General features: G+C 38.8%; 13 protein-coding genes and 1 pseudogene. 8 read left to right on the top strand and 6 right to left on the bottom strand.

Translation table 11 applies throughout. The features are described from left to right. Nucleotide 1 precedes the first annotated feature (1 nt). Entirely contained in the window at nt 2–403 is a 402-nt protein-coding gene (locus FJR08_RS17395) for a co-chaperone YbbN (protein ID WP_148764424.1), read from the bottom strand. A gap of 452 nt (nt 404–855) precedes the next feature. Continuing rightward, nucleotides 856–1,572: an NnrU family protein gene (locus tag FJR08_RS17390; protein ID WP_174783143.1), complete on the bottom strand. Its 717-nt coding sequence runs from the start codon at nt 1,570–1,572 to the stop codon at nt 856–858. Between the two features lie 371 nt (nt 1,573–1,943). Here FJR08_RS17390 and FJR08_RS17385 point away from each other — a divergent pair, with 371 nt between their 5' ends. Beyond that, entirely contained in the window at nt 1,944–2,960 is a 1,017-nt protein-coding gene (locus FJR08_RS17385) for a LysR family transcriptional regulator (RefSeq protein ID WP_015081037.1), read from the top strand. A gap of 78 nt (nt 2,961–3,038) precedes the next feature. Next, nucleotides 3,039–4,036 (top strand): annotated as a pseudogene (locus FJR08_RS17380) (substrate-binding domain-containing protein). Between the two features lie 443 nt (nt 4,037–4,479). On the opposite strand, the gene FJR08_RS17375 reads toward FJR08_RS17380, so the two are convergent. Beyond that, on the bottom strand, nt 4,480–5,199 hold the full coding sequence (locus tag FJR08_RS17375) for a Crp/Fnr family transcriptional regulator (RefSeq protein ID WP_015081034.1): 720 nt from the start codon (nt 5,197–5,199) through the stop codon (nt 4,480–4,482). A 311-nt stretch (nt 5,200–5,510) separates the two neighbouring features. Here FJR08_RS17375 and FJR08_RS17370 point away from each other — a divergent pair, with 311 nt between their 5' ends. Then, on the top strand, nt 5,511–6,386 hold the full coding sequence (locus tag FJR08_RS17370) for a DALR anticodon-binding domain-containing protein (protein ID WP_168634008.1): 876 nt from the start codon (nt 5,511–5,513) through the stop codon (nt 6,384–6,386). A gap of 212 nt (nt 6,387–6,598) precedes the next feature. Here the strand turns inward: FJR08_RS17370 and FJR08_RS17365 are convergent, their stop codons facing one another. Further along, nucleotides 6,599–7,453 carry a Cof-type HAD-IIB family hydrolase gene (locus FJR08_RS17365; protein ID WP_168634007.1) on the bottom strand — a complete coding sequence of 285 codons (855 nt, stop codon included), beginning with the start codon at nt 7,451–7,453 and terminating at the stop codon, nt 6,599–6,601. 920 nt (nt 7,454–8,373) lie between these two features. On the opposite strand from FJR08_RS17365, the gene FJR08_RS23730 reads away from it, so the two are divergent. From FJR08_RS23730 to FJR08_RS17355, 3 genes are all read left to right on the top strand, one after another. Further along, nucleotides 8,374–8,937, top strand: a complete 564-nt coding sequence (locus FJR08_RS23730) for a transposase (RefSeq protein WP_254435786.1) — start codon at nt 8,374–8,376, stop codon at nt 8,935–8,937. Nucleotides 8,938–8,984: 47 nt separating this feature from the next. After that, the gene (locus tag FJR08_RS23725; RefSeq protein ID WP_371415562.1) at nt 8,985–9,281 is read left to right on the top strand and encodes a transposase; all 297 of its coding nucleotides are present in this window, start codon (nt 8,985–8,987) and stop codon (nt 9,279–9,281) included. A 348-nt stretch (nt 9,282–9,629) separates the two neighbouring features. After that, on the top strand, nt 9,630–10,064 hold the full coding sequence (locus tag FJR08_RS17355) for a hypothetical protein (protein WP_015081031.1): 435 nt from the start codon (nt 9,630–9,632) through the stop codon (nt 10,062–10,064). 64 nt (nt 10,065–10,128) lie between these two features. Here FJR08_RS17355 and FJR08_RS17350 read toward each other — a convergent pair whose 3' ends face one another. Further along, on the bottom strand, nt 10,129–11,148 hold the full coding sequence (locus FJR08_RS17350) for a tRNA-dihydrouridine synthase (protein WP_168634006.1): 1,020 nt from the start codon (nt 11,146–11,148) through the stop codon (nt 10,129–10,131). Nucleotides 11,149–11,265: 117 nt separating this feature from the next. On the opposite strand from FJR08_RS17350, the gene polA reads away from it, so the two are divergent. Continuing rightward, entirely contained in the window at nt 11,266–14,169 is a 2,904-nt protein-coding gene (gene polA / locus FJR08_RS17345; RefSeq protein WP_168634005.1) for a DNA polymerase I, read from the top strand. Between the two features lie 121 nt (nt 14,170–14,290). After that, nucleotides 14,291–15,424 (top strand): saccharopine dehydrogenase-like oxidoreductase, encoded by a 1,134-nt coding sequence (locus FJR08_RS17340; RefSeq protein WP_371260351.1) that lies wholly within the window; start codon nt 14,291–14,293, stop codon nt 15,422–15,424. A gap of 433 nt (nt 15,425–15,857) precedes the next feature. Here the strand turns inward: FJR08_RS17340 and FJR08_RS17335 are convergent, their stop codons facing one another. Further along, entirely contained in the window at nt 15,858–17,081 is a 1,224-nt protein-coding gene (locus tag FJR08_RS17335) for a type II secretion system F family protein (RefSeq protein ID WP_168634004.1), read from the bottom strand. Nucleotides 17,082–17,134: the final 53 nt, after the last annotated feature.

Raw genomic sequence — 17,134 nt, 5'->3', positions numbered from 1 at the left:
GTCAGTTGTGATTGGAATAATTCTTTCCCCCTGCTCCCTGCCCCCTGACTCCTGCTATATCTATTTTCTCGTGACTTGTATAGGTGAATTTAATTGCTTCTAAGGCTTGACGTAAATCGTCTTTACCGGGAAAACCTTCTAAACGTTGTTTGACTATACCTTTTTCAATTAATAGTAAAGTCGGTAGTGATTTCAGTCTATAGGTATTAGACAACTTAAAATTTTGGTCAGCGTTGACTCCCACCAATTTAAGTTCATCACCACATTCAGCCTGAAATTGTAATAATAGCGGGTGAATGATGCGACATAGTCCACACCAGGGTGCTTCAAAATTAACCAAAACAGGAACTGAAGATTCTAAAACTTCTTGAGTAAATGTCCGTTCATTAACCGACAACACCATGATGCCTCTCGTGATTATAAGGTTTTTATCTCAAAATTAGCTGTCAGCAGCAGCAAATTGGTAAGTTATCCCATTTTGGGGTTTAAATTTTAAATTGAGGATTTTCATGTTTTTCTGCTGACAAAAAAGCCACCGTGATTGTCGCGCTGGCTGTTCTCCATTTCCAATCCTGATTGCTATTGCTTCTGAAAAATTTTACAATGCTGAGAGCGCGGCTGGGTGCAGTCTATACATTGATATTTATTTACCGTTTCGACTAAGGTAGATAGTGACTTTTTGTCTACGTCCATAAAACCCACTTCAGCCTGGCGGATAAATTCTTTCCCCAATCCCAGTTCTCAACAGTTTAATGATATATGTTTGAGTCTATCATACATTGTTTTGGTAGCAAGTGATCAGCACAAAGTTTTATTAGATTTATATGTTTTGTTGATCTTGGGGATCAGACTAAACTACCACATTATCCTACTTGTTGCCACTAATAACAAGGGGTGCGACCACCATAATAGACCAGTAAAAATGGCAACTCCTAAATAAGCAGGGCGGAGAAATTCTTCCCAGTTCCAAGATTGACGGCCATCAATAATCGCTTGAAAGGGGATAATCGAAGTCCGTTGTTTGACCATCTCAAAAGCTTCTCCATAGCGTTGACTTAAACGGCGATCGCCATGCCATACTCCAAATAGGTGATGTATTACTAAACCGATTGAGGTAACAAGAGTGAAACTAGTTCCTAACCACAGGGTATGGGCTACACACCAAATAACCTGTCCTACCATTTGGGGATGACGGGTAATACGGATAATCCCTGTTTCATAAAGATGAACTTGGGGCTTTTGAATAGCCGCAATTTCTAGTAGATTGAAGGTAGCAGGATATAAAAATAAAAAGGATATAGCTGATAGTACCCAAACTAATGCCCCCACTCCTGGTATACCTTGTACCTGCCAAAGTTGCCAGCCATCGTAACGGTGATTAAAAAAGTAAACAATTAAGATCACAGCCAAAGGCAGGCTAATTAATGCAAAGATAATGCGATAAAGCCTCGGTCCAAGGTATTTTTCTGCCCAAGGACGCACAGCAGCCCCCCCGCTATGGGCGATCGCAAAAACTAATTGTAACCCTAGTATGACAAAATGACTGGAGGTAAACCAAGGATTGGGCATCATATATACAACTCAATTCAAAATTCAAATTCAAAGAAGCTACTATTGGTAAACATCTTGACTGGTGTAAGCTATCAGCTATCAGTAGTCAGCCAAGAACAGGAGTAAAGAAGACGAATTATTCATTTTCTTGAAGTTACACCCAGGCAATTAGTTTTAATTACCTGTATTTCCGTCTTAAAATCTGATAGCTGAAGGCTGACGGCTGAATGCTTGATTATACACAGGAAGATTTTTGTCAAGATGTTGTGGTAAGTATTTTAGTTAGTTGTTCAAATCTTAACAATGCCATAAATCATGCTTAGTCACCAAACTATTCATTTTGATTTATTTTTAAAGTTGCTCATGAATCCCAGTTTGACAGGTTTTGCCTTATGTCTGACCTTCCTTTTACTTTAGATCAGTTACGAATTCTCAAAGCGATCGCCCAAGAAGGGAGTTTTAAGCGGGCTGCTGATAGCCTTTACGTCTCCCAACCTGCTGTGAGTTTGCAAGTTCAAAACCTGGAACGACAACTGGATGTTCCCCTATTTGACAGAGGAGGCCGTCGCGCTCAATTGACTGAAGCGGGACATCTACTTCTGAGCTATGGGGACAAAATCCTCAGCTTGTGTCAGGAAACCTGCCGCGCAATTGAAGATTTGCAAAATCTCCAAGGAGGTACATTGATTGTTGGTGCTTCCCAAACCACTGGCACTTATCTGTTACCAAAAATGATCGGCTTATTTCGCCAAAAATATCCAGATGTAGCCGTACAATTGCACGTCCATTCTACCCGTCGCACGGCTTGGAGTGTATCTAATGGCCAGGTTGATTTAGCAATTATTGGTGGGGAAATTCCCACTGAATTAGCGGAATCTTTAGAAACTGTTCCCTATGCTGAAGATGAATTGGCACTCATTTTACCCACATCCCATCCCTTTGCTAAATTAGAAACAATTCAAAAAGAAGACCTATATAAACTACAATTCATTGCTCTTGACTCCCAATCAACTATCCGCAAAGTCATTGATCAGGTTTTAGCCCGTTGTGATATTGACACTAGGCGGTTTAAGTTTGAAATGGAACTAAATTCCATAGAAGCTATTAAAAACGCTGTCCAATCTGGCTTAGGTGCTGCCTTTGTTTCTACTTCAGCGATCGCTAAGGAGTTACAAATGGGTGTTCTCCATCGTGCCCCCATCGAAGGAGTAGTGGTGAAGCGGACACTCTGGCTAATATGTAACCCCAATCGCTATAGATCCAAAGCCGCAGAAGCTTTTAGTCAGGAAATTTTACCTCAGTTTGCTAACCCAGCCTGGACACAGGAGGTGTTAAAATTATCACAAATCAATCAAGTGATAAATAGTACATTGGATATAGCAACATCTAACGGTTCTGATGCCAATTAAAAACCTGGTTACCAGTCAAAAGTCATTAGTTAACGACAAATTTCTAATGACCAATGACTCATTTGAATAACAAACAATATGGAAGTCTGCTGCACTCGTCCCCACTGTCAACATCCTAAAAATCACTTTCCTGATTTAGATGATATTAAAACACTAAAAACAGTACCGCAAAAATTTTGTACTAGCTGCGGTATGCCGCTGATTTTACGTGACCACTATTTGCCAATTAAACTTTTGTCTAGGGGGGATTTGGTGCTGCTTTTTTGGCAATTGATCGGGATGTAGACTCAGTCCTCAAAAATAGTTGTCCTCAGTTTGATTTACGTTATACCCAACCCATTAACGAAAAACCAGGTTCAGGAACTGGGATTAAAATGTTGATAGCAAATCAACTAGCTTTTTCTCAATCTTCTCGTCCCGTTAAACCAGAAGAAAACGAAACTGCCAAAACCAAAGGATTTAGCTTAAAAGAAATTACTGTAGCCATTGATGGAATTGCGATCGCTGTTAATCATAACCTAAATATTCCAGGATTAACAGTTTCTCAACTTAAAGATATTTACACTGGCAAAATTACTAACTGGCAACAAGTAAGTGGTACAAATTTACCCATTATTCCCCTATCTCGGAGCAAAGAAGCCGGTGGCACAGTAGATTTTTTTGTCGAAAACGTTCTCAATAAAGATAAATTTGGCAACAATATTAATTACATTGGTACAACCACAGAAGCTATCCGCAAAGTAGCTATTGCTCCTGGTGCTATCTATTATGGTTCTGCTCCAGAGATTGTCCCTCAATGTACAATCAAATCCCTACCAATAGGACGGACAAGTGAGCAATTAATAGCACCTTACCAACAACCAGAAATAACTCAATCTCAATGTGCCAACAAGCCTAACCACTTGAATTCTCAAGACTTTCGCAGTGGCAACTACCCAATCACCCGCAATTTATTTGTGATCATAAAACAAAATGGTCAATCAGACCAACAAGCCGGGGAAGTGTATGCAAATTGGTTAGTTACATCTCAAGGTCAAGAACTGATTGAAAAAGCTGGATTTGTCAGAATCAAATAAAAGGAGTCAGGAGTCAGAAAAAAGAAAGAAAGAAAAGAATTATCTATAACCTGGAAAAGTGCCTGAGTTTTCATGATACCAAAAGCCAAGATCAATAATTGGAACCAGGTGGGTGGCCCCAATTTGCTGATCTAGCGTTATGAGTGCCTTCATGATAAATGCGGCACTAGAGAACTTTTTGTCCAGGACATCTTAATTTCATACCCGATTACCCAAAATCTGTTTGTGGTGGTCAAACAGATTCGTAAAATTGACACTCTCAGGGCTAAAGCCCCTGAGTTTCCGACTTACCGCGAGATATTATGAGGAGCAGGCTCACAGAACTAACTACCCAATTTGGACTAGTTAGAATCCGCTGATACCTGCCATTGGTGTGTCCGAGAGTGGCAAGCTCTCAGTCAACATCTATCAATTTGCTGCTCATTAAAGATTTGAACTAGATCCTAGCTAACTCTATTGATAGATTCAGCGGGTAGGCAAATCAGATTATCTCCTTGGGTCAGGATTAAGCCCCGTTGACGTAATTTACCCATTAAACGAGTGACAGTCACACGGGTTGAACCAATGGCGCTGCCTATTTGGGCATGGGTGAGGGGGAAGGGCAAGGAATAACCACGAATGACATCAGGATCAGTTTCGCTCATTGAAGGCTCTCCATATTCCTCAATCAGTAGGGTGAGAAATCCTAAGAGTCTGTCAATTGTCCGACGTTGTCCTAAAGCACTCAACCATAGCAACTTGCGCTGGTGCTGATATCTAAAAGCATCCATAACTTCACGGCGGAAGTGAGGCCAGTTGTCTAGGTCATGCCAGTACATCCACAGCACTGCTGTTTGGTCAACGTGGGCGTAGGACTGGAGTGTAAATGGAGATTGAGCAACAATTTCAAAAGGTTGACCTGCTCCCACAAAACCCAAGAAAGCTTCTTCTGGAGTTCTGTTAATCCGTCTAGATGTTAACTGACTAGCAGTAGCACTGACTTGGGCAGTTCCTACCATGCGAATAGCACCTCTTTGGACTAAATAGAGCAAACCAGGTCTAGCTGGAATTCGCTCATCTTTACTGAAGGTGCGGCAGCGGTAGTGTTCTTGGGCCCAGTCAAGGATTCGCTGCCAAGTTAAGAAAGGACGTGAAGCTTCGGAAAAGGAGGATTGAGATTGCATAGGTAACAAAGAGCGTTTGGCTGAGAACAAAGACGTGATAAGAAAAGTGCAAGGAGTGTCTTTGTGTTAACGGGCTAGGCATAACGCCTAACAGCGTCAGCCCTCCAATGGGATAGAAAGCTAAATTGCTCTCTATTTTTTCTTATACTTCCTACTGTACAACAAGGGTAGTAAAGATTACCCATTTTTTATACATTATTCATCAAATTTTATCCTACTCTCATTTTTCCTTACATAGACTAAACTTCTGTCTGAAGATAGATGGAACAGGATAAAATGATGCACACCATAAATTTTTTACAAAGAAATACGTGTGTTATAGACTACTTTTAGATCGGAATAAAGCAACTAAGCATTTAATAGCTAGATATTTAGCGTCTTTCTTCAGTATTTTTACCAGTAATGGGGAAATTACAGGCATAAAAGGGAAAAAAGTTCCTCTCTATCAGGGAGGATATAATCAGAAAATTTTATATATCTCTGGTATGGCTATGAGCATATCAAAATCTCAGAATTCACCAGCGATGGAAATTGCTCAGGCGATTGTTGAGCATTTATCCCGAAATAGTGATAGTTCATTTAACGTTAAAGTAGTTCCCCCCGGTTGGATTCATATAGAACTCGTTGACTCTACCTTAGCGGCTTGGTTACACTGTCTCACTGTCAGCGGAAATGAGGAATGCTCACTAGAACAAAGTGAACAGGCAAAAAGCAAAATTTCTGTTCCCAATCGCCAATTAACCAACTCATTAACAATTTTTAAAATTCAATACGCTCATTCACGATGCTGTTCTTTGTTGTGTGCAGCAGAAAAGGAAGGATTAATTGAACTTGATAGGACAAATATTAAAAGTTTTGTATCTGTCAACGCTATATCTTGGCTCAATTGTGATCAAAAACTTCGCTTTAATCACGCTGATGAGAGTTTTCTGATTTACCAATTAGTCAAAGTGGTAGATGATTTGGTTTGTGCTGATAGTGGTAGTTCCATTAACTGGTCAAAAGCAGGTGAGAATTTGAGTCAAGCTTTTGAGCGGTTTTGGTGTAATTGTCGGATTTGGGGGGAAGTGAAAATTCATGATCCAGAATTAGCTCAAGCAAGATTAGGATTGCTGATAGCGACTCAATTGGTTTTAAGGTCTGTGTTAGAAGACAAATTGGGGATTGTCGCACCTGTAGAACTTTAATATGTGAAATTCAAAAATTCAGATCCCCCACTTCTTTGAGAAGTCGGGGATCTATCTTTCTATCTTGTCGGAATTTTACAAAAACTTTGAGAAATTCTCTTGACAAAATAAATATCTCCGACTACAATCGCAGGTGTGTGAGGAGCGAAATTAGGAAAGACACCGAGACGAAACACGGCCAGTCGTCGGTGTCTTTTCTTGTTTTTGGATTTTTATTTAAGTAAGAATTTTTCCATTGCTATGGCTGCACCATCTAACTCTACACTAGGTGCTACCCAATCAGCGATCGCTTGCACTTGGTCTGGTGCGTCACCCATAGCGACACTAATGCCAGCATAACTGAGCATTTCTACATCATTGAAATTATCACCGATAGTCATGACATGATGACTTTCTAAACCTAGCATTTCTTCAGCTAGATAACGGACAGCATTGCCTTTATTAACATGAGTGTTAGCTGCTTCTAGGAAGGTGGCTACAGATGTTGTCATATATAATTCTGTGGGTTTATATCTATGGCGTAAATTAGTCAAAAGTTGTTGAATTAGACTCGCATCATCACACAAAGCTAAAATTTTAGTGGGTTCATGATCTAATAATTGACGTAAATCACCAACGGGAATAGCATTCACACCACAGCGTTGTTGATAACTTTCCGTTTCTTTGGTAATTTCTCGCACATAAAGCTGGTCGTTGATGTAAAAATGAACTGAGAGGAGCGATCGCAAATCTGGCTGTTCAAAGTATTCTAGGAGTTGCAGGGCAATTTCTCTAGATACAGATAAATGACGGTGAATTTCCTGAGTATTTGGATCTTGAATCCAAGCTCCCTGATAAGCTACTAAAGGCAGCGTAGAGCCAATTTCTTGATGAAACCGCAAAGCTGAACAATACATCCTTCCTGTGGCTATAGCTACCTTAATTCCCTTGGCTTGTACAGCAGCAATCACTTCCTTGACAGGATGACTGAGAGTATTGGATTGTCCCGCAATTGTCCCATCTATATCTAAAACCAACAGTTTAATATCTTTTTCGTCTTGACTCTGATTTAAAGGCATTGTATCCATAAACTCCCCAGTTTTTAGTATTGTTTAAAATTATACGGGTATAAATAGCTCATTTAACCCAACACCATCCCAAATTTGCCCTAGAGATAAGCCATTTCATTGATATACTAAACACGGGTGAGATTTAAACTTTTGCCAAATGACAAAGAACCCAGATGTGTAGGGGTAAAGCAAGAGCTAAACCCCTACGTTTAGAATCAAACAATCAAGCCGTTTTGAGTATAAACGCAAGTAACTGATTCGCATTACCGCAGAATCAGGATTTATTCCTTAACGAAATCCCTCAAGAATGTAATTTGTTAACTAAGGGACTTCCAATTACAATATAACTAAAACTTATATAAACCCAATAATAGTTTTAATATTCATAACTTATGATAATTCAGCTTTAGATTTTCTTAAGAATTAATTGAGAATAATTTTTATTTAGCAACGAGCTTGCAATACTTTTGAGAGTTTGCTACAATTATCGAGAATTTCATAATTGGGTTATTGTTGTCAATTTTCTAATTGACTGATAAGGCTATTTTGAAAAGCCTTTATTTATGGTTATTACAGAAATAAATCCCGAAAAATAATACAAAACTTTACAAATTAACAGCAAGTTCCGAGACGAATTTTTAGACAGCAATTATCCAAAGAATTATATAGGACAAATATACTATTGACATACAGAATATTTTATGATAAGCGAGAGCAATTTTCGGTTGGATATAAAACCTTTAACAGTTTTGCGTAATTCCCCACCCTCAATGTATTCATAGGGTGGGGATGTAAGCAAGTCAAAAACGAAACGTTCTTAAAATGTTTTTTACTGCAAGTAAAAGAATTTTGAGGACAGTTGAGTTTTTGACAAAATATTAGGTATTTATAATGTTAGTATAGCATAAGTTAAGAAAGTGAATGGGAGGTAATCATCAATGGCGTTACGGAGAGCGACTTTCCGACTATATCCTAATAAACAAGTCAGTGAAATGTTGCACTACCACCGCCAACTTCATAAAGATTTGTATAATGCTGCTGTATCTAACCGGATTACTTCATATAAAAAGTTTGGTAAATCTGTTTCTTACCTTGAGCAACAGAATTGTTTACCGGATTTCAAAGAAGTCTGGATAGAATATAAAGTCATTAATTCCCAAGCGTTACAAGCCACATTAAAACGGGTTGATTTTGCTTTTGGAAGGTTTTTCAAGGGACTAGCAAAGTATCCTAGATTCAAGTCAATTCGTCATTATTCTGGTTGGACTTACCCATCTTTTACAGGCTGGAAAGTACATAGCACAGGTGATAACGGCTATTTAGAATTATCAAAGATTGGTCAAATCCAAATGCGTGGTAAGGCTAGACTTTGGGGACATCCTAAAGCTTTGGATATCGTTTACCGTAATGGTAAATGGTACTCTTCCCTCGTGCTAGAAATTGACGATATTTTATTAAAGAATAGCCGCAAAACTGATAATGGTGTTATTGCCATTATTTAGGTTGTAATGATGCAATTGCTTGGACAAATGGTGAAGAAAATGGTTTAGTGGCTGCACCTCGGTTTTTCCGAAAAGCAGAACAAAAAAATCAAGAGTTGGGTAAATCAAAACGTCGAAAACGTTCTCCCAATTTCAAAAAGAAAGTTCAGGCTTCTAGAAGGTGGAAGAAAGTTCAGAAGTCAGTTAGTAAACTTTCGAGAAAAGTTGCTAACCAAAGACAGAACTTTGTTCACCAAGAAACTACACGAATAATCAGCGGTAATAGCACGGTAGTTACTGAAAAATTACAAGTCAAAAACATGAGTGCCAAAGCTTTGAATATGGTTGCTTTATTTACGCCGTGATGTACTAGTACAATACGGCGTAAGTTAAGCAACCATTAAAAATCCCTGAAAAGCTTATACCATCTGCTTTTTAATTTTTAATTGTTAATTTTTAATTCCGCCCTGCGGTACTAGCCTCTTAGACGTAGATGATTCTAGCTCTACTTCAAATACCAGCAAACGCAAGAATGCTGGAAGTATGAAGCAACTCGGTCAAAAGAAACGTCAAAAATCTCAACTTACTGACGGGGATGTAGAAACCCCATCTTCAACGAAGTAAGATGGGGTAGTTCATATCACTATGTTGTATATTAAATCTGGAGAAAAAAATTAGAATAGACAATTACCAAAAACCAGCAGGAAATAACAATGGATAATTTTTCGTTTTTGACCAATGTATTCCCATCAGTTGATATTTTTATAGGATTTAAACCAGCTTTAAAAAGAAATACAAAAGGCAAAACAATTTTTACTTTTTCTGATGTTGATGACAATTTATTAGGGAGTCGGGTATTAAAAGAAGCAAGAGGTCTAAAAAAACTCGCAGTTCCTTCCATAACTCATAAGATACATATTAAATCATTCAATGAAGATTACTATCTCGCTGATGTCAAATTAATGATTGAGGACTGCATTAAAGATAAAATTGCCTATGTCAAGAGAGATTATGGGTTAACACCTGAAGAATATTATCAAGAAATACTAGAAACTCGTGCAAAAGCAAATTTAATTAAAGAGGCTGCTTTAAAAATTGATAAGTCTAAATTTCCCAGTGGTGAGGAATTTGAAGTTGAAACTGAGTAGTTGACACTCTCAAGGTATTGTCTCTATGCTGTACTGATAAATCCAAACTAAATAGTTGCCATAATTACACGCCCAAAGAGGGTGCTAGGGCTAAAGTTTTTGTCAGATCAGCAAGGAGAAAGAGATCGCAGAGGTTAAACAGTTCTACCTCAGTCTGCGCCCGTCTCATTAGCCGCAGAAAATTACCTTCAGTGTCAACACTTAAAGCAATGTAGTTAAGGAACATTTTCAGGTAGCCTACCCGCGCTCGCTCTGGCATAGTTGAGGCTGTGGGAGTTTGACATAAACGATCAATATAATTGCGTACATCTGCTAAAGGAACAGGTGTGATCTGTTCTCCTCGCAAAGCCTGGCGAATTTGATTAAACAGCCAAGGATTGCCAATTGCCCAGCGTCCCACCATCACACCCGCTGCACCGGTTTGCGAAAGCACTTCCAGGGCAGTTGTCGCCGAATTGATATTACCATTGGCAAGCACTGGACAATCTACCCGTCTTACCGCTTCCGCAATCAAATCATACTTAACTTCCCCGTGATACATATCTTTCACCGTGCGACCATGTAAACTGAGCAAATCAATATTGTGGCGATTGATTATATCGAGAATTTCGGAAAAGTTATCTGTATTTTCAAAGCCTACACGCATCTTCACGGTTAAAGGTTTATCATTCACAGCAGCACGCAGTTCTCCCAAAATCCGCTCGACTTTTTCCGGTTCTCTCAGCAATCCACCGCCAACATTTTTGCGATAGATTCTCGGCGCGGGACAGCCCATGTTTAAATCTACTCCCGCGATATTATATTTGCAGAGTTCCTTTGCTGTTCTCACTAAATCGGGAATACTTTCGCCAATCATTTGTGCAAAAACAGGGCGACCGGTATCATTTTCGGTAATTGCTGCCAGAATTTTAGAATTGAGCCGTGAGGTATCATTGACGCGGAAATACTCGGTAAAGAAGTAGTCAGGACTGCCGTAGTGGGCAATAACTTTCATGAACCACAGGTTTGTCACATCTTGCATGGGCGCAAGAGCAGTGAAGGGTAGGTTTTTCTGAAGCGATTGGGGGAGCGATACCTGGAACATAGAGATGAAGAGCTTTCAACAAAGCATCACTGGATCAAAAAATGGTGACTTAGCTTCTTCAACATAACGCATAAAAAAAATTAAAATAGATTATAGTTTCCCAATTCGGTTAAGCAGTTGACTTTTAATTCTTCAGTTATCAACAAGCCTACATTCATCTTAATTGATGGACACTCACTAGCTTTTCGTTCCTATTTTGCTTTTGCTAAAGGTAGAGATGGTGGACTTCGTACAAAAGCTGGCATTCCTACCAGTGTTTGTTTTGGTTTTTTTAAATGTTTGTTAGAGGTAATCGCTACACAACAGCCCCAAGCAGTAGCTGTGGCGTTTGATTTGGGTTCACCGACTTTTCGTCATCAAGCTGATGATACTTATAAAGCCGGACGTGCAGAAACTCCAGAAGACTTTATTCCCGATTTAGAAAACCTCTATGAATTACTGCAAAGCTTGAATTTGCCTATACTTACTGCACCTGGTTATGAAGCAGATGATGTATTGGGAACATTAGCACAAAAAGCCGCAGCGTCTGGGTATCGAGTTAAAATACTTTCTGGGGATAGAGATTTATTTCAATTAATTGATGCTGATAAAGAAATTACAGTTTTAAATTTTACTCCAGAAGCTTTAAAACGTTCTACAAATAGTATTGCTGAATTTAAAGCAGAAGAAGTTAAAGAAAAATTAGGAGTATTCCCGACACAAGTTGTTGATTTTAAAGCCTTATGTGGTGATAAATCAGATAATATTCCGGGAGTAAAAGGAATTGGTGAAAAGACAGCAGTACAACTATTAAATACTTATAATTCCCTGGAAGAAATTTATGCAGCTATAGATGATATTAAAGGTGCAACTCAGAAAAAACTAATTACTGGTAAAGAAGACGCGGAAAAATCTCGCTATTTAGCCAAGATAGTTTGTGATGTTCCTTTAGAAATTGATTGGGAAGATTGTCAATTAACAGGTTTTGATAATAGCTTACTCATCCCAATTTTAGAGAAATTAGAATTTAAAAGATTTTTAGAGACAATTAATGAGATTCAACTAAAGTTTGGTGGAGAAGTTGTAGAAAATAAAGTATCGGAAATAATCGCCGAAACAGAGGATGATTTGTGGTTTTTTAGTGCAGAAGACACAGCACAAGAAATAAAACAAAATGCTTCACCAATTCAACCACGCATTATTAATACAGAAGCTAAATTAACGGAATTGGTAGAACTTTTAAGAAAGTTCACAAATCCAGAAAATCCCGTTTCTTGGGATACAGAAACTACTGCACTAGAACCACGAGATGCAGATTTAGTAGGAATTGGTTGTTGTTGGGGAACAGAACCAAATGAACTTGCTTATATTCCCATTGGTCATAAAAACGGCGATAATTTAAATCGAGATTTGGTATTAGCAGCACTGCGGCCAATTTTGGAAAGTGCTGATTATCCTAAAGCTTTACAAAATGCTAAATTTGATCGGTTAATTCTGCGGTGTCAAGGCATTAATTTAGCTGGAGTGGTGTTTGATACTATGTTAGCCAGTTATTTGATTAATCCCGATAGCAGTCATAATTTAACTGATTTATCTTTGCGATATTTGGGATTAAGTGGAAAAAGTTATGGAGATTTAGTTCCCAAAGGGAAAACTATTGCTGATATTAGTATTTCTGCGGTTGCTGATTATTGCGGAATGGATGTTTATTCCACATTTTGCTTAGTACCAAAATTACGGGAGAAGTTAGCAGAAACGCCAACTTTATATAAACTGTTGAATGAAGTTGAACAACCGTTAGAAGCAGTTTTAGCGGAACTTGAATATACAGGAGTTCGCATTAATTCAGCTTATCTCAAAGAACTTTCACAGCAGTTAGAAATAGAATTAGCAAGGTTAGAAATAACAGCTACCGAAATTGCTGGGGAAAAATTTAATTTAGGTTCTCCTAAACAACTGAGTCATATTCTCTTTGAGAAATTAGGTTTAAGTACGAAATATTCTCGCAAAATTCAAACTGGTTATTCTACAGACGCTGCAACTTTAGAAAAACTTCAAGAAGTTGATAATACTGGTTTTGTAGAAGCGATTATTGAAAATCGGACTTTATCAAAATTAAAATCTACCTATGTAGATGCTTTACCAGCTTTGGTACATCCCAAAAGCCAAAGATTACATACTGATTTTAACCAAACTGCAACTTCTACGGGTAGGTTATCTTCTTCTCATCCCAATTTACAAAATATCCCCATTCGGACTGCTTTTAGCCGACAAATTAGAAAGGCGTTTTTACCGGAATCAGGTTGGTTAATGGTAGCTGCTGATTACTCACAAATTGAGTTAAGGATTTTGGCGCATTTGAGTCAAGAACCTGTATTAATTCAAGCCTATCAGCAAAATGAAGATATTCATACTGTAACGGCAAAATTAGTCTTTGAGAAAGAAGATATTAGTTCAGATGAAAGACGTTTTGCGAAGACGATTAATTTTGGGGTAATTTATGGTATGGGAGCGCAAAAGTTTGCCAGAGAAACGGGAATAAATCCGATAGATGCGAAATTGTTTATTGAGCGATTTAATGAAAGATACGCTAATGTTTTTGCATATTTGGAGAAAGTGAAAAAAGAAGCTATTGCTTATGGTTATGTGGAAACTATTTTGGGTAGACGACGTTATTTTGAATTTACTAGTAATAGTTTACGACAGTTAAAAGGTAGTAAGTTAGAAGATATTAATTTGCAGAAATTAAAGAATTTAGGTCAATATGATGCTGGGTTACTCCGTTCTGCTGCCAATGCACCAATTCAAGGTTCTAGTGCGGATATTATCAAAATAGCAATGGTGCAATTACATGAAGTTCTGAAGAACTATCAAGCGCGGTTATTGTTACAAGTTCATGATGAATTAGTCTTTGAAGTTCCTCCCCACGAGTGGTCCCAATTGCAACCACAAATTAAGTCGCTAATGGAAAATGCTGTTTCTTTATCTGTTCCTTTAGTCGTTGATATTCATGCGGGGGATAATTGGATGGAAACTAAGTGAACTACCTATATCCCACATTCCGTAATCTGACTTTCACAATTGGTAATTATTGCCGAAAAAATGTAAATCAAGCATAATTAACCCTCAATACCTTGGCCATTTTTCTGCTTTGTTGGGTTTCATGCTATTGCTTTGTAAACGTTCCACAACCCAATCTATAAATCAATATTTTTTTCAATTTGGTAAAGGTATTGATATAATAGTGGTTTTATCTGAAAATTTAGGTTTATGCCACCTTACTAAACTAACTATGAACACACAACCAACAAACCAACCTATTCGCGTCGGAGTCCTGGGATTTGGTGGACTCGGACAAGCAGCAGCAAAACTCCTCGTCAGCAAACGAGAAATGATCTTAGTTGCAGCCGCAGACCAAAAGGGCTACGCTTATTCCACCCAAGGCTTAAATACCCAAGCTTGTATTACCACTTACCAAAATCAAGGGACAGTCGGTTATTTAGAACCAGTTGGGACATTAAGCAATAGCAGTATTCAGGATTTAATCGCCACCGGTCAACCTGTAGATGGTTATTTTCTGGCTTTACCCAACCTTCCTAATGACTTTATTCCCTCGGTAGCCAAAGAGTTTATTAAAGCAGGTTGGCGCGGTGTCCTAGTGGATGCCATTAAACGCACCAGTGCAGTCGAACAACTCCTGGCCATGAAAGACGAACTGCAAGCAGCGGGAATTACATACATGACTGGCTGTGGTGCTACTCCTGGACTGTTAACCGCCGCCGCCGCTTTAGCTGCCCAAAGTTACGCCGAAATTCACAACGTGGAAATTACCTTTGGTGTGGGAATTGCTAACTGGGAAGCCTACCGCGCCACTGTTCGGGAAGATATTGGTCATATGCCAGGTTATAGTGTAGAAGCCGCTAGAGCCATGACTGACGCAGAAGTAGAAGCATTACTCGATCAAACTAATGGTGTGTTAACTTTGGTAAATATGGAACACGCCGATGATGTCATGCTAGAAGTCGCGGGAATTTGTTCACGGGATAGAGTCACAGTTGGTGGTGTTGTTGATACCCGCAACTCTAAAAAGCCCCTAAGTACCAATGTGAAAATTACAGGACGTACCTTTGAGGGGAAGATATCCACTCACACCTTTACATTAGGCGATGAAACTAGCATGGCCGCTAATGTCTGTGGTCCTGCCTTTGGTTATCTCAAAGCCGCTCAGGAATTGCATCAACGCGGCATTTCTGGCTTATTCACGGCTGCGGAAATCATGCCTAAATTTGTGAAATAAGTAGGTGAACACAATAAAACCAAACTGTGTAAAGAAACGTAAAATCGCTGAAAACTTCTTTACTCTTTACTCTTTACTCTTGCCTATTGCCTTGCTATAACGACAATTTTCAACGCCAACCTACTTAGGTCAGTTGTCAGTTGGAGAAATCTACCATCTACTCCCTGCGGCTGCTTCTTTCTCTAAGGGGGTGTTTGAAAAGTCTAATTTATTATACCCCTAGCGACTAAAAGTCGCGGCTACACAGGCGAAACCCACACTATGGCTAACGCCACGCTACGCTATCGACAAGTGTTACAGTGAGCTTGTCGAACTGCTCAGTGACCACCTGCGTGGGTTGGAAAACCTTAATTTTGTGTTAGGTGGACTTTGCTTGTGTAGTAGCGATTTATAATCGCAGGAAACTTTTCAAATACTTTCTGGCGACCTTTCCTTAACCGATATTGTCATATACTTTGAACATCGGCAAATACATAGCCAGCAAAATTGTCCCCACCATTCCCCCCACTACCACAATCATTACTGGTTCTAAAATACTGGTGAGTGATTTAACTGCCTGTTCTACTTCATCTTCATAAAAATCGGCAACTTTCATTAACATTGCATCTAGTTGTCCCGTTTCTTCACCAATACTCATCATCTGAATTGCCATAGCTGGAAAAACGTTTTCTGTGAGCAAAGCAACACTAATCATCCCCCCTTGTTGAACCTCTTCACGGGCAGCGTCAATGGCATTAGCAATAACCTGGTTTCCTGATGTATCTCGCACAATTTCTAAACAAGTTAAAATCGGGACTCCAGAGCGAGTCAATGAACCAAAAGTCCGACTAAAACGGGCAATAGCAGATTTTTGAATCAAATCACCAAATAAAGGTAGCTTTAGGGCAATACCATCAATCTGTAACCTACCAACAGGGGTTTTGTAATACTGCTTATAAAGAAACGATAATACAAATAAAATCCCAATAACCAACAAAGACCAATAGCTTCGTAAGACTTTACTACAGGTCATTAAGAATAATGTAAGTGGTGGTAATTCTGCTCCTATGGATACAAAAATATCTGCGAAAATTGGAATCAGAAAAACTGTCATGCCCACAAAGATAGCAGTTGCTAAAAAACCCACAATCACTGGATAAGACATAGCTGATTTAATTTGATTCTGTAATCTTGCCATATCTTCTAATAATTTAGCTAGACGATTTAAGACTTCATCCAACACACCCCCAATTTCGCCAGCTTGTACCATACTCACATACAAACCATCAAAACACTCAGGATGTTTACGCATGGAATCTGAGAGGTTAATTCCAGTCTGAACATCGCCACAAATTTCTACTAAAGCAGCTTTAAGTTTAGGATTACTACATTGCTCAGAAAGTACAGTCAAGCCTCTGACTATGGCTACACCCGCATTTACTAAAGCAGCAAATTGACGGGAAAAAATTGCTTTATCCTTAACAGAAACCTTGACAAAGGAATTCTGAATCTTTTGGATATCGAACCGAGAAGCCAAGTTTTGAGATTCTTTTAAATCTTGAATAACAAAACCTTGATTTCTAATATTACTGCGAGCATCATTCAAGGAATCAGCGGTAAATTTTTCGGTCCTGGATTTTCCTTGAGAATCACGAATACGAGCAACGTAGGTAGGCATAATATTTATTTAAAATTTTAGAATTTGTCAGTTGTCAGTAGGGGCGAAGCATT

This window comes from Dolichospermum sp. UHCC 0260 (assembly GCF_009711985.1).
GTDB lineage: Bacteria > Cyanobacteriota > Cyanobacteriia > Cyanobacteriales > Nostocaceae > Dolichospermum > Dolichospermum lemmermannii.
The sequence above is the reverse complement of the archived record's forward strand: the minus strand, read 5'-3'. Positions and strand labels throughout refer to the sequence as shown.

What these genes read in the sequence shown, in the direction of transcription:
- FJR08_RS17395 (WP_148764424.1), bottom strand. Translation starts at nt 403, where the DNA reads ATGGTGTTGTCGGTTAATGAACGGACATTTACTCAAGAAGTTTTAGAA.
- FJR08_RS17390 (WP_174783143.1), bottom strand. Translation starts at nt 1,572, where the DNA reads ATGATGCCCAATCCTTGGTTTACCTCCAGTCATTTTGTCATACTAGGG.
- FJR08_RS17385 (WP_015081037.1), top strand. Translation starts at nt 1,944, where the DNA reads ATGTCTGACCTTCCTTTTACTTTAGATCAGTTACGAATTCTCAAAGCG.
- FJR08_RS17375 (WP_015081034.1), bottom strand. Translation starts at nt 5,199, where the DNA reads ATGCAATCTCAATCCTCCTTTTCCGAAGCTTCACGTCCTTTCTTAACT.
- FJR08_RS17365 (WP_168634007.1), bottom strand. Translation starts at nt 7,453, where the DNA reads ATGGATACAATGCCTTTAAATCAGAGTCAAGACGAAAAAGATATTAAA.
- FJR08_RS23730 (WP_254435786.1), top strand. Translation starts at nt 8,374, where the DNA reads ATGGCGTTACGGAGAGCGACTTTCCGACTATATCCTAATAAACAAGTC.
- FJR08_RS17355 (WP_015081031.1), top strand. Translation starts at nt 9,630, where the DNA reads ATGGATAATTTTTCGTTTTTGACCAATGTATTCCCATCAGTTGATATT.
- FJR08_RS17350 (WP_168634006.1), bottom strand. Translation starts at nt 11,148, where the DNA reads ATGTTCCAGGTATCGCTCCCCCAATCGCTTCAGAAAAACCTACCCTTC.
- FJR08_RS17340 (WP_371260351.1), top strand. Translation starts at nt 14,291, where the DNA reads ATGCTATTGCTTTGTAAACGTTCCACAACCCAATCTATAAATCAATAT.
- FJR08_RS17335 (WP_168634004.1), bottom strand. Translation starts at nt 17,081, where the DNA reads ATGCCTACCTACGTTGCTCGTATTCGTGATTCTCAAGGAAAATCCAGG.